The 25,834-nt window shown below is 42.5% G+C and carries 19 protein-coding genes; 6 read left to right on the top strand and 13 right to left on the bottom strand.

The genetic code is table 11. From position 1 onward, the window contains the following. Positions 1-46: 46 nt before the first annotated feature. The 4 genes from DWX23_RS19195 to DWX23_RS19210 form a co-directional block, all read right to left on the bottom strand. The gene (locus tag DWX23_RS19195; protein WP_122375645.1) at positions 47-1,672 is read right to left on the bottom strand and encodes a RagB/SusD family nutrient uptake outer membrane protein; all 1,626 of its coding nucleotides are present in this window, start codon (positions 1,670-1,672) and stop codon (positions 47-49) included. Positions 1,673-1,683: 11 nt separating this feature from the next. Then, positions 1,684-4,977 carry a TonB-dependent receptor gene (locus DWX23_RS19200; RefSeq protein WP_122375646.1) on the bottom strand — a complete coding sequence of 1,098 codons (3,294 nt, stop codon included), beginning with the start codon at positions 4,975-4,977 and terminating at the stop codon, positions 1,684-1,686. Between the two features lie 159 nt (positions 4,978-5,136). Continuing rightward, entirely contained in the window at positions 5,137-6,111 is a 975-nt protein-coding gene (locus DWX23_RS19205; protein ID WP_122375647.1) for a FecR family protein, read from the bottom strand. A gap of 78 nt (positions 6,112-6,189) precedes the next feature. Continuing rightward, positions 6,190-6,762 carry an RNA polymerase sigma factor gene (locus DWX23_RS19210; RefSeq protein WP_233564304.1) on the bottom strand — a complete coding sequence of 191 codons (573 nt, stop codon included), beginning with the start codon at positions 6,760-6,762 and terminating at the stop codon, positions 6,190-6,192. 99 nt (positions 6,763-6,861) lie between these two features. Between DWX23_RS19210 and DWX23_RS19215 the strand changes: the two genes are divergently transcribed. Continuing rightward, the gene (locus DWX23_RS19215; RefSeq protein WP_233564303.1) at positions 6,862-6,999 is read left to right on the top strand and encodes a hypothetical protein; all 138 of its coding nucleotides are present in this window, start codon (positions 6,862-6,864) and stop codon (positions 6,997-6,999) included. 7 nt (positions 7,000-7,006) lie between these two features. On the opposite strand, the gene DWX23_RS19220 is transcribed toward DWX23_RS19215, so the two are convergent. Then, the gene (locus DWX23_RS19220; RefSeq protein WP_122375648.1) at positions 7,007-7,834 is read right to left on the bottom strand and encodes a permease; all 828 of its coding nucleotides are present in this window, start codon (positions 7,832-7,834) and stop codon (positions 7,007-7,009) included. 1,060 nt (positions 7,835-8,894) lie between these two features. Between DWX23_RS19220 and DWX23_RS19225 the strand changes: the two genes are divergently transcribed. Next, a complete protein-coding gene (locus DWX23_RS19225; protein WP_233587681.1) occupies positions 8,895-11,939 on the top strand; it encodes a TonB-dependent receptor in 3,045 nt (1,014 codons plus the stop codon). Between the two features lie 24 nt (positions 11,940-11,963). After that, positions 11,964-13,622 carry a RagB/SusD family nutrient uptake outer membrane protein gene (locus tag DWX23_RS19230; protein WP_122353178.1) on the top strand — a complete coding sequence of 553 codons (1,659 nt, stop codon included), beginning with the start codon at positions 11,964-11,966 and terminating at the stop codon, positions 13,620-13,622. 49 nt (positions 13,623-13,671) lie between these two features. On the opposite strand, the gene DWX23_RS19235 is transcribed toward DWX23_RS19230, so the two are convergent. Then, a complete protein-coding gene (locus tag DWX23_RS19235; protein WP_233587682.1) occupies positions 13,672-14,436 on the bottom strand; it encodes a DeoR/GlpR family DNA-binding transcription regulator in 765 nt (254 codons plus the stop codon). A gap of 211 nt (positions 14,437-14,647) precedes the next feature. Here DWX23_RS19235 and DWX23_RS19240 point away from each other — a divergent pair, with 211 nt between their 5' ends. Further along, positions 14,648-15,163: a 5'(3')-deoxyribonucleotidase gene (locus DWX23_RS19240; RefSeq protein ID WP_122375649.1), complete on the top strand. Its 516-nt coding sequence runs from the start codon at positions 14,648-14,650 to the stop codon at positions 15,161-15,163. Between the two features lie 94 nt (positions 15,164-15,257). Here the strand turns inward: DWX23_RS19240 and DWX23_RS19245 are convergent, their stop codons facing one another. From DWX23_RS19245 to DWX23_RS19260, 4 genes are all read right to left on the bottom strand, one after another. Then, positions 15,258-16,847: a S41 family peptidase gene (locus DWX23_RS19245; RefSeq protein WP_122353176.1), complete on the bottom strand. Its 1,590-nt coding sequence runs from the start codon at positions 16,845-16,847 to the stop codon at positions 15,258-15,260. A 23-nt stretch (positions 16,848-16,870) separates the two neighbouring features. Continuing rightward, positions 16,871-17,332, bottom strand: coding sequence for a pantetheine-phosphate adenylyltransferase (gene coaD / locus DWX23_RS19250; protein WP_122375686.1), 462 nt, complete (start codon positions 17,330-17,332; stop codon positions 16,871-16,873). Between the two features lie 140 nt (positions 17,333-17,472). Beyond that, positions 17,473-19,338 (bottom strand): DNA topoisomerase IV subunit B, encoded by a 1,866-nt coding sequence (locus DWX23_RS19255; RefSeq protein ID WP_122353175.1) that lies wholly within the window; start codon positions 19,336-19,338, stop codon positions 17,473-17,475. 9 nt (positions 19,339-19,347) lie between these two features. Further along, positions 19,348-20,478, bottom strand: coding sequence for a hypothetical protein (locus tag DWX23_RS19260; RefSeq protein WP_122375650.1), 1,131 nt, complete (start codon positions 20,476-20,478; stop codon positions 19,348-19,350). A gap of 433 nt (positions 20,479-20,911) precedes the next feature. On the opposite strand from DWX23_RS19260, the gene DWX23_RS19265 reads away from it, so the two are divergent. Together DWX23_RS19265 and rnr are read left to right on the top strand one after the other, a co-directional pair. Then, positions 20,912-21,847 (top strand): SMP-30/gluconolactonase/LRE family protein, encoded by a 936-nt coding sequence (locus tag DWX23_RS19265; RefSeq protein ID WP_122375651.1) that lies wholly within the window; start codon positions 20,912-20,914, stop codon positions 21,845-21,847. 94 nt (positions 21,848-21,941) lie between these two features. Then, positions 21,942-24,122 carry a ribonuclease R gene (gene rnr / locus DWX23_RS19270; protein ID WP_122353172.1) on the top strand — a complete coding sequence of 727 codons (2,181 nt, stop codon included), beginning with the start codon at positions 21,942-21,944 and terminating at the stop codon, positions 24,120-24,122. A gap of 79 nt (positions 24,123-24,201) precedes the next feature. Here the strand turns inward: rnr and DWX23_RS19275 are convergent, their stop codons facing one another. Genes DWX23_RS19275 through tsaE form a run of 3 tightly spaced genes read right to left on the bottom strand, consistent with a single transcriptional unit; the run spans position 24,202 to position 25,755 of the window. Next, positions 24,202-25,071, bottom strand: a complete 870-nt coding sequence (locus DWX23_RS19275; protein WP_122353171.1) for a hypothetical protein — start codon at positions 25,069-25,071, stop codon at positions 24,202-24,204. Between the two features lie 48 nt (positions 25,072-25,119). Then, on the bottom strand, positions 25,120-25,332 hold the full coding sequence (locus DWX23_RS19280; protein WP_122353170.1) for an immunity 17 family protein: 213 nt from the start codon (positions 25,330-25,332) through the stop codon (positions 25,120-25,122). A 3-nt stretch (positions 25,333-25,335) separates the two neighbouring features. Beyond that, a complete protein-coding gene (tsaE, locus tag DWX23_RS19285) occupies positions 25,336-25,755 on the bottom strand; it encodes a tRNA (adenosine(37)-N6)-threonylcarbamoyltransferase complex ATPase subunit type 1 TsaE (protein ID WP_122353169.1) in 420 nt (139 codons plus the stop codon). Between the last annotated feature and the right edge of the window lie 79 nt (positions 25,756-25,834).

The following is a 25,834-nucleotide window of genomic DNA, read 5'->3' on the forward strand; positions in this document are numbered from 1 at the left end:
ATAGTAAGTATCCGTCCCTATAAAAACAGGAACGGATATCACATAATTAATTATAACCCGGATTTTGTTTGAGCACATAGTTGCTCTTCACAATTTCTTCGCGTGGGATCGGTACCCAATAATGTTGTGGTAAAAATTTACGATCCAATACTTTAATCGGTGAATAAGTATAAGTACCATTGTTCAGGGTGATTCCACAGCCCATTGCATTGATATTTTCATATTTTTCAGCCAGTTTCCATCGACGTAAATCAAAGTATCTATGATTTTCTAAGGCCAATTCAATCCTTCGTTCTTGATAAACTTTTTCTAAAAGTTTATCTCCTGTCGCTGTAACCGGAGGCATTTCAACTCCGGTACGACCACGTATTTCATTTATTGCACGACGGCACTCATCCTCTGCACCCAAATGATATTGGGCCTCCGCATAATTAAGATAAAACTCGCTTAACCGGAAGAAAATCAAAGGCATAGTATTGGTCTCACTCACTAATTGATTTTCATCTAAGAATTTAAACATATAATATCCGGTAAGGCTGGTATTCCATCCGCTATTACCTTCGGACGAATCCTTTCCACCAGGTGTAAAGGTTTCAACAGCCCGTCCTTTATACATTGCCCCATTATAAAGGACAGTCATATAAAATCGTGGATCTCTCCCTTTGTAAGGATCATTCGGATCAAAGCCCGAACCCGTTTCTGCTGGCTTAAGACCAGTTGCTTTCATTTCATAGTCATCTACCAAATTCTGCAAAGGACAGTTGCCGCCATTTCCATCATACCCATTAGGAGAATTGTTTACCATCATATTATGTCCGTTTGCTTTTGTGAACTGACGAAGAAATATGATTTCTTCATTTGTAGCTTCCAGGAAAATATTTTTATAGTTGGAAGAGAGTGAATATCCTGATAAATCCATCACTTCTTTATTTGCATCACGGGCACGTTCCCACCTGGTAATATCGTTTGAGGTATTCACCAGCGGACTTGCCCAATACAACAATACCCTGGCACGAAGAGCCTTACAGACATCTGCAGAGGCACGTCCCCAATTACTTCCATTCATTTTATCCGGAAGAATATCTATCGCCTCTTCAAGTTCGTTCAATATAAACTCCACACACTCATCATAAGTATTTCGTCCAAGAGAATAATCCTGCTCGCCAAGTGAATAAGAACGGGTAATAATAGGTACACCCCCATATCGCCATATAAGATTAGAATAGATATATGCCCGAAGGAATTTCATTTCACCTGTAAGCCTTTCTTTTATCTCTTCCGTGATCTGTGCATCATTTATTTTTTCAAAGAAAACATTAATATCACGAATATACTGATAAGCCTTGCTCCAATAATTCAATCCGGTGAACCAACCCCAATCATCATTCGTCACATTGTCAGGATTTAACTCACCTCGTGATATAACAAGGCATGTAGTCCCTCCATGCCGGCAATAAGTTTCATCCGTTACTGAAGATAACATGATGAAATCATACCCACTGGGAATACTATTATAACAGGCATTGACATAAGCTGTAAGAAGGTCATCATTATTGAAAACATCCTCCTCTGATATTTTATCCTGTGGTTTTCTGTCCAAAAAGCTATCGCTACAGCCAGTGGAGACAAATAACATGAATATACTTATAATAAATATAATATTCTTTTTCATTTTCCTATAATTTAAAAGGTGAGACTTACTCCAAGATTAAATATCTTCATTTGGGGATAATAGGAAGCACCGGAATTATCACTTTCAGGATCCATTACCTTGATCTTGTCTAAAGTGAGTAAATTATATCCACTCAAATAAACGCGACAGTTCGATACCCTTATTTTGTTAAACCATACTTGCGGAAGGGTATAACCTACCTCAATATTTTTAAGCCTGAGGAATGAAGCATCTTTCAACCAGAAATCTGAACTATAATTATTATTGATGCTTCCACCCGGACGTGGCATAGTGCCATCAATATTATTTATGGTCCAACGGTCATCTGTCATCGACTTAAATGAATTACCGGTATTATCAAGTCTTGTATAGACTGCTTGTTGTGCACGAGCCTGCCCTTGTAAAAGCATAGTGAAATCAAAATTTTTCCAGTCAAGTCCTATATTAAGTCCAAATACGATCTCCGGGAAATGCATGAGATTTGCCCTTACACGGTCCATTCCATCGATAACGCCATTGCCGTCTACGTCTTTAAAAATAAGATCTCCCGGTCGTGCTCCTTCAAGATGTGGATATGAATTAAGTTGCTCTTCGTCACGGAATATACCTATTGCTTGATAATACAACTCGGTACCCATAGGTTTGCCTTCCGCATTCATATATTCATAACCTTCTCCCCATGGCGTTTCATCCACATCAATGACTTTATTACGGGCGAACATGAAATTTCCGGATAGGTTTAAACCAACTTCTCCTAATTTACTGTAATGGCTAAGTTGTAGTTCGATACCTTGATTCTTTACTTCTCCTATATTTTCATTAGGCAAATTTATAAGTCCTGTATATTGTGGAATCGAAGCGTTTCTAGCCGTCAATATATTAGATCTTCTTGTTTGGAAAAGATCGATCTCAAATCCTAGCTTCCCATCCCAAAGTGTACCGTCGAGACCTAGATTGTACGTCTTGGCAACTTCCCATGTTATTGCTTCATTAGGCAAACTTTCCTGATAAATACCTTCTACATCTGCTCCTCCAAAAACATAGTTTCTTCCCATGGCATATTTCAATAAATATTGGAATGCACCCACATTGTCATTACCTTGTTGGCCATATGAAGCACGTAACTTAAGACTATTAAGCCATGAAACGTTATCTTTCAAGAACTTTTCTTCGGAAAGTCTCCATCCCAACGATATTCCAGGGAAAAAGCCCCATCGTTTATTTGAAGCAAAAATATATGAGCCGTCGTAACGGAAATTGAACTGTGCCATATATTTCCCTGCATAATCATAAGCTAAACGGCCAAAAAGGCTTCTACGTGCCTGGTCATATGCGCTGCCTCCATTGTTTATGTATTGTTTGTCCGAACTTCCGGCGAATAGTTGGTCAATAGCCGTAGAGAGATAGTTTGAACGAGAACCACTAAAATTATGTCCCTTAAATTCATTTTGCTCAAAACCGACCATTGCATCTACTCCATGAAGAGAGGCAAATGTTTTTTTATACATAATTTTTGCGTTGAGTGTAAAACTGGACGTCGGAAGATATTCCTGACTCAAAGAAGCATATTCTCTTCGTGCATATTTATGTTTCTCATATATATCTGTAGTCTCATCCCAGGTATAATAAAAAGCGGGAGTAAGCCAATCCTTGTGTTCTTCACCGACTTTATCAAAAGCGATATAACCATCAACCGAAAGTCCTTCTGTTATCCACGGTAAGTCGATTTTGGCAGATACTGTACTATTAAATATATATTTTTTGTGATCCCGATATCCAGTCTCATCAGTTACCATTGTTACGGGATTACCTATATCCATACCATAAGTAGGAGATCCGTCCGGATAGCGGGCCAACTCTGTCGGAAGTCCGCGAAGAAGTCCCCAGAATATATTATTCGAGCTTTCGCCTGAATAATGACGGTCCTCTATGCGTCCAGAAATATCAACCGATACTTTAAAATTCTTTGTAATAGTAGCATCTATATTAGAACGTATATCATATTGTTTATAATAGGTTGAACTTTTCTTATATATACCATCCTGATCTGAATAACCGCCACCTACATAATATGAAACCCGGTCGTTCGCTCCACTTATCGAAATATTATGCCGCTGCTGCAAAGCTGTTTTACGCAATGTTTCACTTTTCCAATCTGTATTTGGATAATGTATCGGATCGGAGCCATCTCTGAATTTTTGTATTTCGTCATCAGTATAGCGCGGATTACGCCCTTCATAAAATTCTATTTCATTTAATGCTGACGCATAAGTTGCAGCATCAGCCATCTCCGGAAGCCTGGTAGGACTTTGTAAACCGACATTATATGAATAACTTATACTAGGCTTTCCTATCTTTCCTCGTTTTGTAGTGACAAGAATAACTCCATTGGCAGAACGTGCTCCATAAATAGAGGCTGAAGCATCTTTCAGTACTGTCACACTTTCAATATCGTTAGGATTGATTCTATCAAGACCACCCCGGTTCGCTATACCATCAATAAGAATGAGAGGATCATTGTTGCCCGTAGTACTTCTTCCCCTGATATTTACAGATGTATTATCAGCTCCGGGTTCTCCGCTACGATTATTGATAACGACTCCTGGTAATCTTCCCTGAAGTGCCAAGCTCAAATTTTGTGTTTTGCTTTGTGCTATTTCACCGCCGTCAGTAACAGAAAGAGATCCGGTAACCAACCCTCTTTTTTGGGTTCCGTAACCAACCACAACTACTTCCTCTAACTGTTTGAGATCTTCCTTTAGTACGATATTTACGGAAGTTTTGCTCCCCAAGGTCTGCTCCTGTGCTATATACCCAATATAAGAAATTTGTAATACCGCATTTTTTGTAACTGGAATACTGAATTGTCCGTTATAGTCGGTGACTACTCCATTCGTAGTCCCCTTCTCAACGAGGTTGGCCCCTATAATCGGTTCTCCCCGTTCATCGGTGACTGTGCCGGTAATTGTCGTCTTATTATTTTCAGACAAATCTTTTGCCGGTTGTTTCTTCAGAATGATACGTTTCCCGGAAACTTCATATTCAATATTCAATGGAGATAATACACGGTCCAGAACTGTTGATAGTTCGGTTTGCCTGGTTGTAATTGTTACTGGAGTTGTGAGGTCCAGATTATTATACATGAATGTATAATCCGTTTGATTTTCTATCGCAGTAAAAAAACTTTTGATTGTTGCTTTCTCTAATTGTATATCGATTTTTTGAGATAACTGTGCGGATAAACCATTACATATAAAAAAGAAAAAGAACATGATCAGCAATGTCTGCTTTTTTCTAAATTGCATAAATTATTAGATTTAAATTGAAAAAAATATAACTTTGCCAATTGTATACTACACACCTTGTTTTATCCAAGTGGCGCTTAGATAAAAGAAAACTACAGGATGTCGTATGCTTCGAGCATGGGGAATGGCTGTTCCTCATGCTTACTTTAAAATATCGCTTTACTTATATCTGATAATCACCTCCTCTCCGTTTATTTTATAATCAATAGGTGTAATTTTATTTATCTCGTTCAATATTTCCCTGAGTGACTCGCTTTTAAGGGTGAATCCGTAGCGAACCTCTTCATTTAGATTTTCAATGTGTACATTCATTCCATACCAGCGTTCAAGTTTACGGAATATCTCTGTGGCCGGTGCATCTTCGAATTTGAGTTTATTTTGTGTCCATAGACTTTCTATCTGCGCGTCACAATCCCGAATGCTCCATCGCATGTCTTTTTTTGAAATAGAAATTAATTGATTGGGTGATATCTCGGCCAGAAGGCGGTTGTCAGTCCTGTCTTCTATACCGACCTTACCTCTTACTAAGGAAACATCTACAGTTTCTTCATCAGGATAAGCCGTGACATTAAAGGCGGTTCCATATACAACGACGTTCACAGACGATGCTTCTATAACAAAACGTTGCTCTGTACTTTTATTTACATCGAAAAAGGCTTCTCCTTCCAGTTTTACCTTTCGGTTGTTCCAGTTGAAATCGGAAGAATAGGTTAATTGTGACTCGGAATTAAGCCATACCTCTGTGCCGTCGGGTAACAATACTTTCGTTTTTTGTCCGTTTTCAGCCATAACGATAAATTCCTGGGGAACGGAGGTATATTTATTGTGGAAATAGTAATAAGAAGCAAATGAAATCAATAGAGGAAGTAATATAACTGTAGCAATCCTTGTCCAATCGAAGATAGAACGCTTGGGGGTTACTGTCATTTGACGATGGATATCACTTAGAACTGTCTCTTTGATATTCTGATTCATGGGAGTTGTTTTAAATTCATCCCATAAAACTTTTATTTCCTGATCGAGCTCTTCATTGGAAGAACCGGAAACATTTTCTTTTAACAACTGAAAATCCGTCGGGGTTATTTTGCCGTACATTAATCTGTTCAGCAGGTCCTTTATAATAGAATTTCTCATATACTTTTTCGTATCATTTAGAGAGATACGTTTAGAGAAGAAAAAAGTCCCGATTCTTTTTATGTGTTATAGAACATACTATAAAAAGAAGAACAAAAGGATATAATAATGAGATAATTCGGTTCGTAATATCTTCATGATCAGAGTTAGTTGGTTTTTCACGGTTTTTTCTGTTAATCCCAGTTGTCCGGCAATGACAGAGATAGATAATCCTTTTTCCCGGCTTAGTTCAAATATCTGACGCTGCCGGTCGCTTAACTTTTCCTTTGCTTGTTCCAGTTTATTTTTGAATTCATCGAAATTAATGTCTTTTTCAACTGTATTTTCCGTATAATTCAGGTAAGCATCACTGGTTATATATTCCTCGAAAGCAACGCTTCGTACCTGGTGGCGGAAAGTGTCGATGATCAGGTTGCGGGCAATGGAATATAAATAGGATTTAAAAGACATTTCGGCTGAAAGCTGTTCTCTAGTCTGCCATACACGCAGAAAAGTATCCTGCAAAATATCTTTAGCCATAGTAGATGATTTGGTCAGATTCAATACGAAACCGTATAGCAAATCAGCATAGATGGCATATAGTTTATCGAAATCCTTATGGGAACCGGACTTCAGACCTTCGATCAATTGTCTATGGATATCCTTATTCACAGTGGCAGTTAATTGCATGTACCGGCTGCAAATATAGTACTTGCAAAATGATTTTGGTCAATTTATTATTGAAAAGATTACTGAAAGACAGTTATTTTGATGGGGTGGACCGGATTTGCCGGGACCGATCCTACCGGTATCATCTATGCAGGCGACTCCTGTTTACTCACTCCCCAAGGAGAAACGGCAGGAGAATGTGAAGCCTACAAAGATGATATACGGATTGTCGGGTTATGACTGCCGGTTAGTATTTTATCTCCATACTCTCGTTCCCATTGTCTACCGATACCGGATATGACTGCTTGTTGTAAGCATATTTATAATGTATGGTTTGGGTGTTCCCGGTCTCACCATCCGTTATAGTTTCTTCCGTAAGTGTGTTTTGGTGGCTGAGGTATTGGCGGGGATATGTCCCTGTTGAATATAAACTTTTCTGGAACCAGAAACCGAAGAACCATGACGGCAGTTCCACCTGGCTCATTGAACCGGGTTGATTGTTGTATGTAAAGGTATGGGTTGTAATAAGCTTCGAATCCTCAAGGCTGAATATTTCGAGCTTTGCCAGGTTCTTTGTCGACGGGTCAAAGGTCAGTATCGAATAATTTCTTCCATCTCCTATCTTCTTATATCCTTCGCCGGTCATTTGAAATGCACCCAGGTCCGTTATTTTGATCGGTAATCCGTTTTCGTCCAGTTCGATTTCCTGATTATAGGAAACGTCCATGCTCGGTTCTCCACCCTGTTTTACGATGATTTTGTTTCCTTCCTTCTCAAAATCGACAAATCCATGTCCGTCTGCGATATTGGGGTCTGCAGGAGGGGCAAAGGAGACACCCTGAAATTCGTTTCCTTCATAGTTGAAGGAGGTGGTGGAACCGTCTTTTTCCATCATCTTCAACAGTTGATTACCGGAATACGACAGGTAGATCGTTCGGTTGTCTGTTTTAAATGCACTGGGAAGGCCGTCTTTACCGGTAAAACCAAAACCTTCGCTGTCATTATCGCACGAAAACAGGCAAAAAGCTGCTGCGATCAAAGTTGTTGATACAAGAGTACGGATGAATCGTTTCATACTGATTTGTTGTTAATGTCTTTATCAATATGATGCTATCATAAATTGAATAGTTGCATCTCAGGAAAAAAACATAAGTATTCAATGCAAGATACATAAGTATTTGATTCGGAAAACATACGTATTTGTCGTTAAAAACATACGTATTTTTATCTCTCCCATAGCATTTTATTTATTACCTTTCATCCTTCAGTTGGGCTGTGGGTATTGTTTCTCAATACTATCGGACTGAAGCATGGGACGTTACTCAAAATAAACAGGCCGTTACTCAAAATAAATGGGTAAGCACCCGTCCGGGATTCGGCAGGTGCCGGAAAAAAGGTCCTATGTTTTGAAATGTTAAGTCAGGACTTTTGAATGCAAAGCATAGGTGTTTTGTTGTCAAAGCATATATGTTTTGAAAATGGTATTTTTATAGTGTTGCATCATCTTATTCACCCTTCAGTTGAAATGATTGTTTTTCAATGCGGATGGCTGGCTGAAGGCTGAAAGGATATCTGAAGAAATTTCTCCGGAGGACAGATTTCTTTTATTCTTTTTAATAATAAATAGTCTCTCTCTCGCCGAGATTCAATTCTTCTCTTTATATTTGTGGCGTGTCTGAACGGGCAAGGCGTTGCCGCTTACACAAATTTATTAGAAAACATAAGCGTTTAAAGATATTATCCAGGCTTCGAAATCTCGACAATTTCAGCAACAGTGGATGATAGACAACTTCAAAACGCTCATGTTCTTTTCCTTGTTATATACATCTACGGGTATATTGTATCCGTGGGTCTATTATAGGTAAAGAGCGTGGGCTGTTGTTTATACCTCTGTTGCGGGCAGTCGAGAGCCTAGAAGCCAGGTACGATCAACAGTTCCCACGCTTCTTTATTTATTAACTATCCACTTGGGGAATTGATGGATACCTTAAATCTAACTCCAGCATGAATACAAACTTATGCAAAGAGGTGTTTCCCTACATCAGAGGCCATACAATGTAACATGTCGCAAATGCAGATAGAGATATCATGCACTTTTCAAACACATTAGTATTGTTACATTAAACTTATTACAAATGAAAAAGTCGTTACAAATGATCCCGAAAAGATCGCATCATTGGAAGTTGATGGTGTTATTTTTGTTTCTGGGGATCAGCGTTGGTTATGCTGCCAACGAGGAATTGCCATCTGTCGGCAAAGTGGAAACAAGCGTAAACAGTAGCCCCGGTATTACCGATGACAGGTCCTGGACTATCCAGGGGCAGGTTTTTGAACAATCCGAACCTCCTTTACCTTTAGCCGGAGTAAATATCTCGATCAAAGGAACCCAGCAGGGAACGATCTCCGATGCGAGCGGATACTTTTCCATGAAAGCAAAGAGAGGGGATATTATTGTTTTTACTTATTTGGGTTTTAAAAATTATGAGTATGTTGTTTCACGTGCTATCAGCAATCTGAATGTCTCGCTTATTGAAGATGTCGAAGCGCTGGACGAAGTCGTGGTGACCGGTTTCTCGGAAGAGAAAAAACTGAACTCTATTTCTTCTATTTCCTCTTTGGACGTTTCTGCCAATCTGTCGAGTAAACCGGTGACTTCTATGTCGCAGGCATTGCAGGGAGGTATAACTGGTCTTTCTGTCAATCAAGGATCGGGGTTACCCGGAGCTGATGCGGCAACTATTAAGATCAGGGGTGTTTCCTCTTTGCAAACGAACAATGATCCGTTGGTTCTTGTAGACGGTGTTCCGATGGATATGAACAATCTTGATCCGACGACGATTGAAAGCGTTACGGTGTTGAAAGATGCCGCCGCCGCAGCTATTTATGGAGCACGTGCGGCAAACGGGGTGATTGTCATCAAAACAAAGCGCGGTACTCCCGGGAAAGTCAATGTCTCTTATAACGGATACTATGGTATTCAACAGGCTACTTATCTTCCCGAGTTTATTGACGGGGCAGGATATATGGAAATGGTGAATGCTGCGAATGTGAATATCGGCGGTAATCCGGTTTATTCGCAGGAAGCGATCGATAAGACGAGGGATGGTTCCGATCCTATTAATTATCCGGATACGAACTGGACCGATTTCCTGTTTAAGAACGGTTCACTTCAAAGCCATTCCGTGTCGGTTTCCGGTGGTGGTAACCTGGCACGTTTTGCGTTGACCGCCAATTATCTGAAAAATGACGGTCTGGTACAGAATACCAATTCCGATCGTCTGAATATCCGTGCCAATACCTCTGTCAGTCTGTTGGATAACCTGTCGGTAAACATGGACTTTAATTCATACCGGACGAACAGGGAGAAACCATTGTTTGACAATGGGGGTAATATTTTTTCTTATATTTATTCGACTCCCCCCAATACGGTGATCCGCTATCCGATGAAAGAAGGAAACGATATCGTCTATTATGGGAATCGTCCGGAACAGCGTAATCCGGCTGCAATCCTGGATCGTGGCGGTATCCGTACCAATCTGGAAGATAATATAAGTATCAATATTGCTCCGCGCTGGGAGGTCATACCGAAGTTGATCCTTAGAGGACAATATTCATACCGTATCAGCAGTAGTGCGCAGCGGGATGAACGGAAAGCCTATAACTTTTTCGATTATAACTCCGGTGCGTTTCTCCAGACATGGGGAGCTTCCTACTCTGCGTCCAAGGACCGTTCCAGTTATTACTATATCGGTGCGACGGCTGAATATACCTGGGAAAAGAAAAAACATCGTTTATTCGGTATCGGGGGTTACAATCAGGAGCTGACTAATAATGGGGATTGGGACCGCTGGTCGATGACTTCTGTTTTTGCCAAAGTCAACTATACATTCGACCGTCGTTATCTGTTGGAAGGAACGATCCGCCGGGACGGTTCTTCCCGCTTCGGTAAAGGAAATAAGTTCGGAGTATTCCCTTCCATTGCTGCCGGTTGGAACCTGCATGAAGAAAGTTTTATGAAACCTTTGAAGGAACAGGTAAATGAATTCAAGGTAAGGGCTTCATACGGGTTATTGGGAAATGAGAATATCGGGTTGTATAAATATCAGACGTTGATCGATGCAGGCAACGGAAATGAAACAGTTTTCGGTAATCCGGATATTACCTGGGAAACAGTCCATATGTTGAATATCGGTGCTGATATTCGTCTGTTCAAAGATTGGACCGTTACATTCGATTATTATGACAAGCTGACAAAAGATATGATCATCACTCCTCCTATTTCTTTTATCGGCGGAACAAGTGCGGCCCCTCTTAATTCCGGAGAAGTAAGGAACAGGGGTTGGGAATTGGATGTGAATTATGGAAAGCAGTATAAAGCATTCGGATTCAATGTACATGCCGGCTTATCACAGAATAAAAATAAGATCGAATCTTTGTTCGGTGCTCCTTATGACAAAGGCGACCGTATTCATCAGGTTGGCTATGCATTAAACAGCTACTATGTTTATCCCACGGAAGGTCTGTTGCAAGAGAGTGACTTTACGAAAGATGCAGATAATAAATGGGTTCCTAAAGAGGGTGTTACCATCTTTGACGGTCAACAGCCCGGTGATATCAAATATAAAGATGTATCCGGACCGGATGGAAAGCCTGATGGAAAGATTACGACAGACGACCGGGTTATCCGTGGGGATGACCAACCCGATCTGAACTATTTTGCCAATATATCATTGAATTACAGAAAGTGGGACTTTGAGATTCTTTTCCAGGGTGTTACCGGTGTGGATGCTTACTATAGCGAGCCTTATTCCTTTGGCCTGAATGTGTCCGGTGACGGGCAAACTCCGCTGGCTGTCCAGACGGATTACTGGACTCCGACCAATACAGACGCCCGCTATCCGAGAATGGCTCCGAATTCTACCTATGGCAGTAATTATCATACGTCTGATTTCTGGCATTTCAATGCGAGTTACTGTCGTGTGAAATATATTCAGTTGGGTTATACTTTCGATCAGTTGGGATTGAAAAAGATCGGTATTTCTAATATCCGGTTATATGTGAATGCACAGAACCCTTTCACTTTTGCACAGGAGAAACTGACAGACCCGGAAAGCCGCGGACAGAGAGGTTCTTATCCGTTAGTAAAGACTTATTCGGCCGGTGTCAGCCTGAATTTCTAATTAAAAACTTCAAAAACAGAATATATGAAACTGTATAATAAAATAAATCCGAAAGCATTTCTGCTTACGTGTCTGCTGCTGGTTTGCAGTAGCTGTTCAGACTTCCTGGAGAAGGATCATCCGACCGGTGTTACCGATGATGATTTCTGGAAAACAATGAATGAGTGTGAGAACGCATTAGGACAATGCAAGCTGTGGGTGAAAGGTGCATACGGTGGGGATGAACTCGGTCTGGTGTTTCTTGAAGGGGCAACCGACAATATGTATTTTCAGTCGAACTTTGAACAGCGTATCGTTAGCTTAGGGAACGGATCGCTGGTTCCGCCTACCGATAATAATGCACCTTCTTCATGGGAATCGACATTTAATAGTTGGAAGAATTATTATCTCCGCATCCGTCGCTGTAACCGTTTCCTTAAATTTGTAGATAACGCTTATTTTGCAGATGAAAAGGAGAGATCACGTATGAAAGCTGAGATCAGGGTTTGGCGTGCCTGGTATCATATTCGTTTATTATGCTGGTATGGTCGAAATGATGGTATCCCTGTAGTCGATACGGATTTAACTCCAACTGAAATTTATAAACCGCGTAATACGGTTGAGGAATGTCTGGATTTCATTAATAAGGAATTGGATATGGTTATAAACTCTAATGACCTGGAATTTCTATGGGACGAAGGACGCCGCGACCGCATGTCGGTTTCTTCGGCTTTGGCATTGAAGATGGATGTAAACCTGCAATTCAAGAAATATGATGTAGCTAAAGAGGCAGCAAAGAAACTGATGGATTCGGGTAAGTTTGAATTGTATTATTCAAGTGCGACAGATGACGATCCGGGTAAGAATTACCGGGATTTATTCCGTTACGTCGGCGAGCAGAACAAGGAACGTATTATGTTCAAAAGCAGCGGTCTGGATAATATCTGGTTCCGTAATATGGGGACACCGCTGGGCGGACAAGGTGTATCTGCTGTCTTGAAGTCGTTCGTCGATGCCTATGAAACGATGGACGGCAAGACAATCCAGTCGTTGCCGGCGGATGAAAAGCTGAAATATGAGAAAGATCCTTTATATAAACCCAGAGATCCCCGATTGTATGCTACTGTATTTTTGCCGGGTGACAATACGACTATCTCTAATTATACGTATGAGCCTTTTAATGAAGACGGTAGCGATTATGTTGGTAAGACGGGGGCTGTCCGTTCAGGATATATGATGAAGAAATTCATTGATGAACAGGATCGTGCTACCGGAAACGGTAGTCTGGATTATCCGCTTTATCGTTATGCGGAGGTTTTGCTCGATTATGTGGAATGTTTGGTTGAGAGCGGCGACTGGCAAAATCCGGATGTAGAGAAATATATCAATATGATCCGCCATCGTGCCGGAATGCCGAATATGGATAAAAGTGTGTATAATACGCAGGAGAAAGTTCGCGAATTATATCGTCGTGAACGTCGTGTGGAACTTTGTTTCGAAGGGAAACGCTACGACGATATACGTCGATGGGGCATCGGTGCAGAAGTAATGAACGGACCGATTTATGGGGCATGGAACCCGAAAGATAATGCGTTCGTAACAATTGAAAATCGTACTTGTACATTTCCTAAATATGATTCGTGGCCGCTTCCTCAGACAGAAGTGACATCGAATCCGAATATCAGTCAACCGACAGGTTGGTAAAAGTAAAAGGGAAGTGCCTATCAGGACGGGCACTTCCCTTTCCTTTTTCTTATAAAACCTTATATGAATAAGCCGGCCAATTCTCCCTGATATACTCTTTCTTGTTATCTTCTGTGACCAGATAATCTATATCTCCCAGCGAAGCAACATGGTAGGCTTCTGCCGTATTCAGTTTATAACTGTCCGCCAGGACGATCCGTTTCCGTGCCCGTTCTATCATACATCGTTTTATCATGGCCTCTTCCCGGTCCGGGCAGGTTAATCCTTGTTGGGGATGCACATCGCTGATTCCCAGGATCAGCCAGTCCGGTCTTATCGTTTGTAATGCCTGGAAGACGGAAACTCCGAGCGTGACCTGGGAGGAAGGGAACACTTTCCCTCCCAGAAATATCAGGTCGAGCTTGGGATGGTTGAATAGCGTGTTGACTATCGGGAAACTGTTCGTATAAACCGACAGAGGAATATCGGTCGGGAGTTGCTTGGCGACTTCCAGGTTGGAGGTTCCCCCGTCCATCAGTAGGATATCTCCGGCATGGAATAACGGGATAACTTTGGTTGCCATCTGCTGCTTGGCGGCTATTCCCGTGTTCAGCCGGTCTGTAAATTCGATAGGAATACCGGATTTGGCGATTGCTCCTCCGTGTACCTTGGTCAGTAAGCCCCGTTCGTCCAATTCTGTCAGGTCACGACGTAAGGTGTCGTCCGACACACCCAGTTCTGCACTTAGTGCGGTAATATAAATCCTGTAATTCTGATTTATGCGGTTTAATATGTACTGATGTCTTTCTTCTTTTAGCATATATCTGAGAATCATATATTGCATATTACCGCAAATATACATATATTTCGTAGTAACAAGCATCGGTTATGAGATATTTTATTTCTATTTGCGGACTTTTGCGTATTGTGTGATTCTTCTTTTGAATTCCTGCAAATTTGCAGGAAACTCCGCAATCGGATTTTAGAAGCTGGCTGGTTACATTTTGGAAAATATGATTGTTTAATTATTAATAATTCTAAAAAGTATGAAGTCACAGGTATTAGTAGACATGGATGGAGTTCTGGCGGATGTATATGGCCAGTTTATCAAAATGGAATATAGAGATTCCGGTATCCGGTTAAACCGGGAAGATTTGTGTGGAAAATCAGAAGAAGAGGCTTTCCCTTCCTTTAACAGACATGTGAGGGAAATCGGTTTTTTCAGGACAGCCCCTCTTATGGAAGATAGTGTGGAAGGACTGAAATTGTTGAATGATAAGTATAATGTCTTGATCGTTTCCTCCGCAACCGAATTTCCCGGTAGCCTGATCGAAAAGCAACAATGGCTGAACGAACATTTCCCGTTCATCACCTGGGAGCAAATGATCTTTTGCGGACGTAAGGATAGTATAAAAGGAGATATTATGATCGACGATCATCTGAAGAACCTTCGGTATTTTGAAGGCCGGAAGGTGCTGTTCAGTCAGCCGCACAATATGTGTGTTCAGGATCAAATGTATCAGAGAGTGACAGGGTGGAAGGATATTATGGAGATGTTGTGAAAAAACAATCGTGTCAGTAAAGTATTTATACACTTTGCTGACACGATTGTTTATAAAGCGGAGAAGATGTCTGTCTCCTTTTGTCGTTTGTCTCCTATCTTCCCAGTTCCTTATTATAAACAGCCTCATCATTAATAATACGAAGAGCCTCCTTGAAACTTTCGTTATCGTCGTTGATGATCTGGAAGTATTCGGCCATATCGTACAGGTCGCGGGCAATCAATGCCTTTATCTGAAGGGTAATAAGCGGTTTGGAACGGTTGTATTGTTCTTCGTTGAACTCGATCTTTTCACCTTTACCCAGTTCGATCAGTTCCTGTAAGGTTTCTTCGGGAACAACGAAATCTTTCTTGTACTGGCTGAACTTCGGATAATTCTTGGTCATCGCGGCACGGTTACGGTCCAGATAACTCATGGAAACACGGTTTACCAGTCCGCTGGCTACCAGATTACGGTGGTAATCGGTATAGCGGGTCGTATCGACCGGGATAAATACGTCGGGCATGATACCACCACCGCCGTAAACGATACGCTTTGTTTCCAGTGTATTATATTTCATTGAATCCGGGAAATGGATGCTGTCGGCACTCATCAGTTCGCCACGGTTATAGCGGTCGATCAGGTCGTGCTGGTAGTCTTCCAGTTTACCGTTCTCATAGTGTTTCTGGATGCTTCGTCCGGTAGGCGTGTAATAACGGGCTACCGTCAGACGGATCATCGAACCGTCCGGCATAGGGATCGGTTTTTGTACCAGTCCTTTACCGAATGTACGGCGACCGACAACTACACCACGGTCCCAATCCTGTACGGCACCGGACAGGATCTCGCTGGCAGAAGCAGACGATTCGTCTACCAATACCACCAGGCGACCTTCTTCAAAGTTGCCTTTAACGGTTGATTTTGCTTCGTCGCGCGGCTGTTTGCTTCCTTCCGTATAAACGATCAGTTTGTCTTTATCCAGGAATTCATCCGCCAGTTCGATGGCGATATTGAGATAGCCTCCGCCATTTCCCTGCAGGTCGAGGATCAGGTTCTTCATTCCCTGTTTCTTCAGCTTGGCAAGAGCGTCACGGAATTCGTCGGCCGAAGAAGCGGCAAAACGGTTCAGTTTGATATATCCGGTCTGCTTGTCTGCCATATAGGCGGCATCCAGGCTGGTTACAGGGATCTTACCACGGATGATCTTGAATTCGATCAGCTCTGGATTCTTATTACGCAACACCTTTATGCTGACCTCGGTCCCTTTCGGTCCCCGCAGGCGTTTCATGATGTCCGTTGTTTTCATTTTAACGCCGGCAATCAATGTATCGTCGACCATGATAATACGGTCACCGGCTACCAGGCCTACCTTTTCGGAAGGACCGCCGGGTATTACCTGGATAACATATAATGTATCTGTCAGCATATTGAACTGGATACCGATGCCGTCAAAATTCCCTTGCAGCGGTTCGGTCATCTCTTTTGTCTCTTCTGGATCCATATAGTTGGAATGCGGGTCCAGTTTTTCCAGCATACCGGTGATAGCATCTTCCACCAGCTTGGAATCATCCACCGGATCTACGTACAGATTCGAGATAGCATATAATGCCATGGATAATTTGCGGGCATCCTGATTCGGTTTCTGGGCCACTGCCGTCGTGATGGCGATCATCAGGGCGAGCAGGGATACTACGATTCGTTTCATTTTAATCTTTGTTTCGTAAATAGTCAATATAAGTTGGTTCCCTTCGGAACGAACAGTGAAATATCTTTGCCATACCGCAGCAGTTCGCGTACAATGCTGGAACTGATGTGAGTATGTTCGGGTTCTGTAAAAAGAATGAACGTCTCGATACCACTCAGTTTGCGGTTGACATCGGCGATGCTCTTCTCGTATTCGAAATCGTTGACGGTACGGATGCCTCGCATGATAAATTCGGCGCCGACTTCTTTTGCAAAATCGACAGTCAGCGAGTTGTACGACATAACTTTTACCCGTGGTTCGTCTTTATAAAGGCTGCGGATGGCTTCGATCCGTTTTTCGAGCGAGAAGTATGTCTGTTTCTTGTCGTTGATACCGATAGAAATAATGATCTCGTCGACCAGTGCCAGCCCGCGGCTTACCAGCGATTGATGCCCGACCGTAAAAGGATCGAACGTTCCGGGGAAAAGGGCGATACGCTTATTCAGTTGACAGTTGACAGTTGACGGTTGACAGGTTTTGTCACGGTCTATATTCTCTACACTGTTCTGATTATTGCGCATAATATCTTTATTTTCCATATTTTCTTTTGTTGCATCTATAACTGTCAACTGTCACTTGTCAACCGTCAACTGACAACGTCTTCTTCTACAACCAGGTTGTCGATGATAAAGTTCTGTCTTTCCATGGTGTTCTTACCCATATAGAATTCAAGCATCTCCTTCACCAGGTCTTCTTTCTTCATTGTTACCGGGTCGAGACGCATGTCTTTGCCGATAAAATTGCGGAACTCGTCCGGTGAGATTTCTCCCAGACCTTTAAATCGGGTGATCTCCGGATTCTTTCCTACGGCCTGGATGGCGGCCAACCGTTCTTCTTCCGAGTAGCAATAATACGTCTTCTGCTTGTTACGTACACGGAAAAGCGGAGTTTGCAGGATATAGACATGATTCCGTTTGATCAGGTCGGGGAAGAACTGCAAGAAGAAAGTGATCAGCAGCAGACGGATGTGCATACCGTCGACATCGGCATCGGTTGCTATGATGACTTTGTTATATCTCAGACCTTCCAGGCCATCTTCGATATTGAGAGCGGCTTGAAGCAGGTTGAATTCTTCGTTCTCGTAAACGATCTTTTTAGTCAGGCCGAAACTGTTCAGCGGCTTACCGCGCAAACTGAAAACAGCCTGCAGGTTCGGATCGCGGCTCTTTGTGATGGATCCGCTCGCCGAGTCACCCTCGGTGATGAAGATACAACTTTCTTCCGTGCGGTCGCCTTTGGCATCGTTCAGGTGGATACGGCAATCACGCAATTTCTTGTTATGCAGATTGGCTTTCTTGGCCCTTTCGCGTGCCAGCTTGGTAACACCGGCAATGGCCTTGCGTTCTTTTTCCGATTCCAGTATCTTACGGAGCAGAGCTTCCGAAGTATCGGTGTTCTTGTGCAGGTAGTTATCCAGCTCTTTCTTGATAAAGTCGCCGACAAATTTAGCGACTGTCGGGCCTTCGGGACCTATATCTTTGGAACCCAGCTTGGTTTTTGTCTGGCTCTCGAACACCGGCTCTTCTACCTTGATGCTGATGGCGGCAACGATACCCGCACGGATGTCCGAATATTCGAAGTTCTTGTTGTAATACTCTTTAATGACACGTCCCAGCGTTTCACGGAAAGCGGAAAGATGCGTTCCTCCCTGTGTCGTGTACTGACCGTTCACGAAAGAGTAATATTCTTCGCCGTACTGGTTGCTATGGGTGATAACCACCTCGATGTCTTCTCCGTTCAGGTGAATGATCGGATATAAAGGCTCGGTGGTCATATTTTCGTTCAGCAGATCGACCAGTCCATTACGTGAGTGGAATTTTTTTCCGTTGTACATAATGGTCAGTCCCGAGTTCAGAAAGACATAATTCTTCAGAAGACTCTCGATGAACTCGTCTTTATACTGATATTCCTTGAATATTTCCTTGTCGGGGATGAAATAAGTCAGTGTCCCGTTTGCTTCGGTAGTCGGTTGGATACCGGACTCTTCAGTGACGATCGCCTTGTTGTATTCAACCCGCTTACATTCTCCGTCACGGAAACTGGTGATCAGGAAATAGCTGCTCAGGGCGTTTACGGCTTTGATACCGACACCGTTCAGTCCGACAGACTTTTTAAAAGCCTTACTGTCGTACTTGGCACCTGTATTCATCTTGCTGGAAACGTCGACTACCTTTCCAAGAGGAACACCGCGACCGTAGTCCCTGACGGAAACCGTACCTTCTTCCACGGTGACTTCTATGGTTTTACCATACCCCATCATGTATTCGTCGATGGAGTTATCGAGTACTTCTTTCAGCAATACATAGATTCCATCGTCCGGATAGCTTCCATCTCCCAGTTTACCGATATACATACCAGGGCGTCGGCGGATATGTTCCATCCAGTCCAGCGTCTTGATATCGTCGTCATTATACGCTGTCGGTTGTTGCATTGTCGAATTCAGTTCTTCCATAGAAAATCCTTATTTTAATTTTTTGATAAATGCTCTTCTCGTTTTATGATGTTCACGTTTGAAATAATCCCATTGGGCCTGTACGGCATTGTTGCTTGCCAGCTCCGGGTTACTCTCGGCATATTCGACTCCCAAACCGATGTATACAGGAATCAGGTCGTTGAATAATAATGCGTTGACTCCCTTGTTCTGATATTCCGGCAATACACCTGTCAGATACAGGTCGATTACTTTGGGTTTTGTCTTCAATGCCTTCAGCAGATGTATCCAGCCGAACGGGAACAAGTGTCCTTTCGCTTTCTGCATGGCGTGTGAAAGGCTGGGCAGTGAAATCCCGAAACCTACCACGGTATCGTCTTCTTCCCGGATAATAAGGGTTACCAGGTCCAAACGGATCATCGGGATATATTGCTTCACATAATAATCGATCTGCTTCTGTGTCAGCGGAGCAAAGCCGTACAATGGAGCGTAGGCTTCGTTCAGTGTTTCGAATATTTTCTGTGCATACGGCCATATCTCCTTTGTCTTTTTGAACTTCATAGTTTTCAGGCCGTATTTCTTTTTTACGATTTCTCCGATGCGCAAATGTTTTTCAGGAACACCTTCCGGAATATATATCTTAAACTCGTGCCAGTCCTGATCTTTCTCATAACCGATACGTTCAATATGTTTTGGATAATAGGGATAGTTATAGATCGCGGCCATCGTTCCGAGTTGGTCGAATCCTTCGATCAGCATTCCCTCATGGTCCATATCGGTGAATCCCATCGGTCCGTGTATCTCCTTCATCCCTTGTTCTTTCGCCCATTTTTCAACGGCACTGAACAGAGCGTCGACTACCTCGGCATCATCAATGAAATCAAGAAAACCGAAACGGGCACGTTCCTGGTTCCATACTTCGTTACTGCGGCGGTTGATCATCCCGGCAATACGCCCGACGATCCGGTCATCCTTGTAGGCAAGAAAATAGACGGCATCGCAAACTTCGAATGCCGGATTCTTTTTCTTATCCAGTGTAACCATCTCCTCTTCGATCAATCCCGGTATATGATAGGGGTTACCTTTGTATAAATCAATATTGAACTTAACGAATTTCTTCAGTTCCTTTTTGCTGGTAACTTCTTTAATTACTACGCTCATTGGTTCATTTTATTAGAACGGCAAATTTACATAATTAATTCGTTACTTAATAATTCGCTACTTAGTTAATTTGTTAATTAGTTAATTCGTTACTTGGTTAATTAGTTAATTAGTTGTCCGGAGACCGGGAAGACTTTATCCGAGGCTGTATTGTAGAAACTGTTTCATAGTAATGAAACAAGTGTTTCACTATGAAGAAACAACTGTTCCATTAGGGTGAAACACTTTTGGGGTTACTTATAAATTCAGTTGACTCTTGTATGTTCTGGTAAAGGATTCGGAGTGGCAAACGGATGTACTGTGATAAATACTCCTTGCTTTTAGGAAATTAATCGATTATACTTACCTGGGATTGTTAAATTAGCATTATATTTGCATATATAACAAGCGGCGAAATAGATTATTCACCATGAAAAACTTAATTAAAATAATTATGTTGACAGTACCTTTTATCACGGGTTCATCATGCAACTTTACTCCGAAAGAATTGAATTCGAATCTGGCCTTTAAAGCGGAAGCAACAACCGGCGAAGGCTCTATCTGGCATCCGGACAGGAATACGTTGTTCTGGGTTGACATCGAAGGACAGAAATTATACGAATATTATCCGGATAAACAAGATTGTAAAATATGGGAATTCGATCGCATGGTTTCGACTGTCGTACCGGAAACAGACAGTACGGTCGTCGTTTCCCTTCAGGATGAGATCGTACGGGTGAATCTGAATGACGGGAGTTTATCGTCTATCGCTCCGATCCCGGATAAGGACGGGAAAGTCAGGTGTAACGACGGCAAATGCGATCCGGCAGGCCGCCTGTGGATAGGGACTATGGGATTCGGTGCTCCTAAAGGGGCAGGGACATTATACACGGTTGTACCCGACGGAACCGTGACGACCAAATTGGAAAAAGTGACTATATCCAATGGGATTGTTTGGTCGGCGAATAAAAAGTTCATGTATTATAACGATACACCGACCGGTAAAATTGCCCGTTACCGGTATGATGAAAAGACAGGAGAGATCTTGTTCGATGGTATTGCCGTCACTTTACCTGCAGGAAGTGGTGCTCCTGACGGAATGACAATCGATGGCAATGATAATTTATGGGTGGCTCAGTGGGGCGGTTTCGGTGTGTACTGTTATTGTCCCTATACTGGTGAGCTGCTGGCAAAAGTAGAAGTACCGGCTCCTAACGTCGCTTCCTGTGCATTCGGAGGCAAGGACATGGATACGCTCTACATAACAACGGCACGGGCCGGACTTTCGAAAGAACAATTGGAAGAATACCCCCTTAGCGGTAGTCTTTTTGTTTGTAAACCCGGAACAAGCGGACCGAAGCCTTACAAATTTAAACAACAGACAGAATAGGCAATATAATTTAACCTGTTTGTAAACAGAATATCAGTTATAATTGTTTATTTTGTGAGAGAGATTATTGTCTCTCATTAATAACGAGAAATATATGACGAAAAACAAATCCGGGAAGAAGGATAATAAAGAAAACAAACCGAAGAAGAACAAGGCAAAACGTATGAAGAAAGAAGCTATGCTTCATTCTGTGATGTCTGTCTTTCAATCCTCTCCCAAGGAACCATTTAACTATAAACAAATAAGCAAACTGATCGGCGTGGAAAGCCAGGTACAGAAACTACAGGTGGTAGACCTGCTGTATGATCTTTCGGCCGAGAACTTTATTACGGAAATAGACCGCGGCCGTTATCGCTATAACGGCTTGGGTACTACTGCGATCGGTACATTCGGACGCCGGAGTAACGGGAAGAACTCGTTTATACCGGAAGACGGCGGTGCGCCGGTTTTCGTGGCAGAACGAAATTCCGGACATGCGATGGACGGAGACAAGGTGAAAGTGCAGTTGTTTGCTAAGCGCAAAGGCGCTGAACCGGAAGCCGAAGTGATCGAGGTGCTGGAAAGCCAGAAAAAGACATTTGTCGGTAAGTTGCAGGTGACGAAAGGTTTTGCCTTCCTGATCACCGAGAACAAGACACTCGCAAACGATATATTTATCCCGAAAGACAAACTGAAGGGCGGAAAGAACGGCGATAAGGCCATTGTCCGTATTGTGGAATGGCCGGATGAGGCTAAGAATCCGCTCGGTGAGGTGGTTGACATTTTAGGTGTGGCCGGTCAGAACACGGCAGAAATGCACGCGATACTGGCTGAATTCGGTCTGCCGTATACTTATCCGGAGAGTGTGGAGAAGGCTGCAAATAAAATACCGGATGCCATTCCGGAGGAAGAGATCGCCAAGCGTGAAGACTTCCGTAAAGTCCTGACCTTTACCATCGACCCGAAAGATGCAAAAGACTTCGACGATGCTCTGTCTATCCGTCAACTCGATAACGGAAGCTGGGAAGTAGGTGTGCATATCGCGGATGTAACTCATTATGTAAAACCGGAAAGTTTGATCGACCGGGAGGCAGAAAGCCGGGCAACATCTGTTTATCTGGTAGACCGTACTATTCCGATGTTACCCGAACGTTTGTGTAATCAGATCTGTTCGTTACGTCCGGATGAAGAGAAGTTATGTTTCTCTGCTGTCTTTGAACTGGATGACGATGCGAATGTAAAGAAATCGCATATCGGACGTACCGTGATCAAAAGCGACCGCCGCTTTACGTATGAAGAGGCACAGCTGGTGATCGAGACAGGAGAAGGTGACTATAAAGATGAAATACTGGTACTGGACAGATTGGCTAAGAAATTGCGGGATAAACGTTTCCAGAACGGAGCCGTCAATTTCGACCGCTTTGAAGTAAGGTTCGAGATCGATGAGACCGGAAAGCCGATCAGTACATATATCAAGGAATCGAAAGATGCCAACAAACTGATCGAAGAGTTTATGTTGCTGGCCAACCGTACGGTGGCTGAATTTGTCGGTAAAGTGCCTAAAGGGAAGACGAAGAAGACCTTTGTTTACCGTGTCCATGATCTGCCTGATCCGGACAAACTGGAGAACTTTGCCGCCTTTATCCGCCGCTTCGGTTATAAGATGAAAACGGAAGGAAGCAGTAAGATCGATATTTCACGTAACCTGAACCGTTTGCTGGATGAAGTGCATGATAAACCGGAAGAGAACCTGATCGAGACGTTGGCTATCCGTTCGATGCAGAAAGCCCGTTATACGACAGAGAATATTGGCCATTATGGTCTGGCATTTGAATATTATACGCATTTTACTTCTCCTATCCGTCGTTATCCGGATATGATGGTGCATCGTTTACTGGAGCGCTATCTGGATGGCGGACGTAGCGTGGTAAAAGTGAAGTATGAAGAGAAATGTGACCATTGTTCAACGATGGAACAGGTAGCGGCAAATGCCGAACGTGCTTCTATCAAATACAAACAAGTCGAGTTTATGCAGGATAAGCTGGGCATGGTGTTCGATGGTGTGATCTCCGGTGTTACGGAGTGGGGATTGTATGTGGAACTGAACGAGAACAAGTGCGAAGGGCTTGTGCCTATCCGTGACCTCGGTGACGACTTCTACGATATGGATGAAGAAACATACAGCCTGATCGGTCGTCGCAAGAAACGTCGTTTCCGTCTGGGTGACCCGGTGACCGTGAAGATCGCAAATGCCAATCTGGAACGCAAGCAATTGGACTTTATGTTGATGGAGTAAGAACCGGATAATTATAAAATAAAAGAGACAACTAATCCATCGTGAATTAGTTGTCTCTTTTTTATTTGTAGGAAAGGTACTATTCTGTAGTGTCTTCTCTAATATTGTAGCCCAATTCGTTATCCCTGGTTTTGTCCTGAAAGAAATACCAGTTCCCGTCATTCGATTCTATATAGTAGAGGTTCGTATAGGTAAAATCCGGATCGATATGTGTCAGTGCAGTAGCCACATTATCCGGGGTTTTCGTGTTTTTGTTAAGTTCGTATCTTGTTTCTCTCCAGAAACCCCAATCAGTGGAAACAGTCCCTCCGAAAGTTACATATTTGATGGTATCATTGTGGAGGATAAAATATTCATGTTCTCCGGCATTGTTTACATATCCTTTTATTTCAGCTCCGTTATATTTTTCCGTGATAAAATCAAAGTGGTCTTGAGGTAGGTTTACAAACCAGCGTGTATCGTTAGGCTTCCACGTGAACGTCGATAGAAGTAATCCGTCTTCACTGATAAAAACATTATGCTCTACATTTTCTATATTCTTCCGGCGGTACAGGAAGTGTATCATGTAAAGGCCTGTGTCTATTCCGGCCCGTTCTGTTTTAGATATATCTATGTTTTTTACATCACGATATTGAGTATCCATAAAAGCACTCAGAACTTCAAACGGGAGTTGCTGAATATCGCTGATCTGCGTATAGGTCATTTTCCAGTCTTCGTTGTCGTACCAAGTGGATGCCTCGTTTTGCTCTTTGTCAAGAAATTCTATTTGACAAATATTATTTGAGTGATTATTGAAAGCTGTGATTTCGGCTGAAGGAGACCGTTTAGAGAAATCACTCTTGATTGCAGCGGGGATCTCATCTTCTATTGATGAATTGTCTTTATCGCAGGCTGTAAAGCACAGTAACATACATACTAATACATAGTAAACACAATTTGTTCTTTTCATAAGTCTTTTATTTAGATAGATAAATAAGCTTGCTGGTAATATCCCCTATTACCAATAAATCAGACCAAGTACGCTGCATCCGATCAATGCCAGTCCCAACAAGGCATAAAAGATACGTGCTCCTTTTCTGCCGAATTTGTTGACAAAGGTAGTTGCTCCGCTGGTTTCAAAATACCAGTCGAAATTGAAGATCGCGGCAATCAGAGAGAAGGCTCCCAGAGCCATAAAGATGACTAATATGAAATAATCGGTCGGTTCCATCGGCTATTTTACTTCTACGGTTCGTGAGCCGTCAGGATTTTCACTGATCGTTACATCCACCACATCGCCGGGAAGTAAATCTTCGATCTTTTCCGGCCATTCGATAAAGCAAAGGGCACCGCTATAGAAATAATCTTCGGTTCCTATATCTTCTGCTTCGCTCAGTTTGTTGATACGGTAGAAATCGAAATGGTAGATCAGTTCGCCGGTTGTATCGCTACGGTATTCATTGATGATAGCAAATGTCGGACTGTTGATAACATCTTCTACGCCTAACTCTTCGCAAATCGCTTTGATAAAAGTCGTTTTACCTGCTCCCATATTACCATGGAAAGCAAAAACGGTACGGTCATCCATTCCGGCAATGAACTCTTTGGCAGCCTGGCGGATGGTATCTAAATTCTCAATCTTGATAATACTCATGATGTCTGTTGATTATTGATCATTTGTAATCTACCTGCAAAGGTATATTAATTTTCAATTCTCAATTCTCAATTTTCAA

Origin of the sequence: Parabacteroides sp. AF18-52, from assembly GCF_003479145.1 — a bacterium.
GTDB lineage: Bacteria > Bacteroidota > Bacteroidia > Bacteroidales > Tannerellaceae > Parabacteroides > Parabacteroides faecis.

Excerpts from the sequence above, each read along its gene's own strand:
- DWX23_RS19195 (WP_122375645.1), bottom strand. The coding sequence starts at position 1,672 with ATGAAAAAGAATATTATATTTATTATAAGTATATTCATGTTATTTGTC.
- DWX23_RS19200 (WP_122375646.1), bottom strand. The coding sequence starts at position 4,977 with ATGCAATTTAGAAAAAAGCAGACATTGCTGATCATGTTCTTTTTCTTT.
- DWX23_RS19205 (WP_122375647.1), bottom strand. The coding sequence starts at position 6,111 with ATGAGAAATTCTATTATAAAGGACCTGCTGAACAGATTAATGTACGGC.
- DWX23_RS19215 (WP_233564303.1), top strand. The coding sequence starts at position 6,862 with ATGGGGTGGACCGGATTTGCCGGGACCGATCCTACCGGTATCATCTAT.
- DWX23_RS19220 (WP_122375648.1), bottom strand. The coding sequence starts at position 7,834 with ATGAAACGATTCATCCGTACTCTTGTATCAACAACTTTGATCGCAGCA.
- DWX23_RS19225 (WP_233587681.1), top strand. The coding sequence starts at position 8,895 with ATGAAAAAGTCGTTACAAATGATCCCGAAAAGATCGCATCATTGGAAG.
- DWX23_RS19230 (WP_122353178.1), top strand. The coding sequence starts at position 11,964 with ATGAAACTGTATAATAAAATAAATCCGAAAGCATTTCTGCTTACGTGT.
- DWX23_RS19235 (WP_233587682.1), bottom strand. The coding sequence starts at position 14,436 with ATGATTCTCAGATATATGCTAAAAGAAGAAAGACATCAGTACATATTA.
- DWX23_RS19240 (WP_122375649.1), top strand. The coding sequence starts at position 14,648 with ATGAAGTCACAGGTATTAGTAGACATGGATGGAGTTCTGGCGGATGTA.
- DWX23_RS19245 (WP_122353176.1), bottom strand. The coding sequence starts at position 16,847 with ATGAAACGAATCGTAGTATCCCTGCTCGCCCTGATGATCGCCATCACG.
- DWX23_RS19255 (WP_122353175.1), bottom strand. The coding sequence starts at position 19,338 with ATGGAAGAACTGAATTCGACAATGCAACAACCGACAGCGTATAATGAC.
- DWX23_RS19260 (WP_122375650.1), bottom strand. The coding sequence starts at position 20,478 with ATGAGCGTAGTAATTAAAGAAGTTACCAGCAAAAAGGAACTGAAGAAA.
- DWX23_RS19265 (WP_122375651.1), top strand. The coding sequence starts at position 20,912 with ATGTTGACAGTACCTTTTATCACGGGTTCATCATGCAACTTTACTCCG.
- rnr (WP_122353172.1), top strand. The coding sequence starts at position 21,942 with ATGACGAAAAACAAATCCGGGAAGAAGGATAATAAAGAAAACAAACCG.
- DWX23_RS19275 (WP_122353171.1), bottom strand. The coding sequence starts at position 25,071 with ATGAAAAGAACAAATTGTGTTTACTATGTATTAGTATGTATGTTACTG.
- DWX23_RS19280 (WP_122353170.1), bottom strand. The coding sequence starts at position 25,332 with ATGGAACCGACCGATTATTTCATATTAGTCATCTTTATGGCTCTGGGA.
- tsaE (WP_122353169.1), bottom strand. The coding sequence starts at position 25,755 with ATGAGTATTATCAAGATTGAGAATTTAGATACCATCCGCCAGGCTGCC.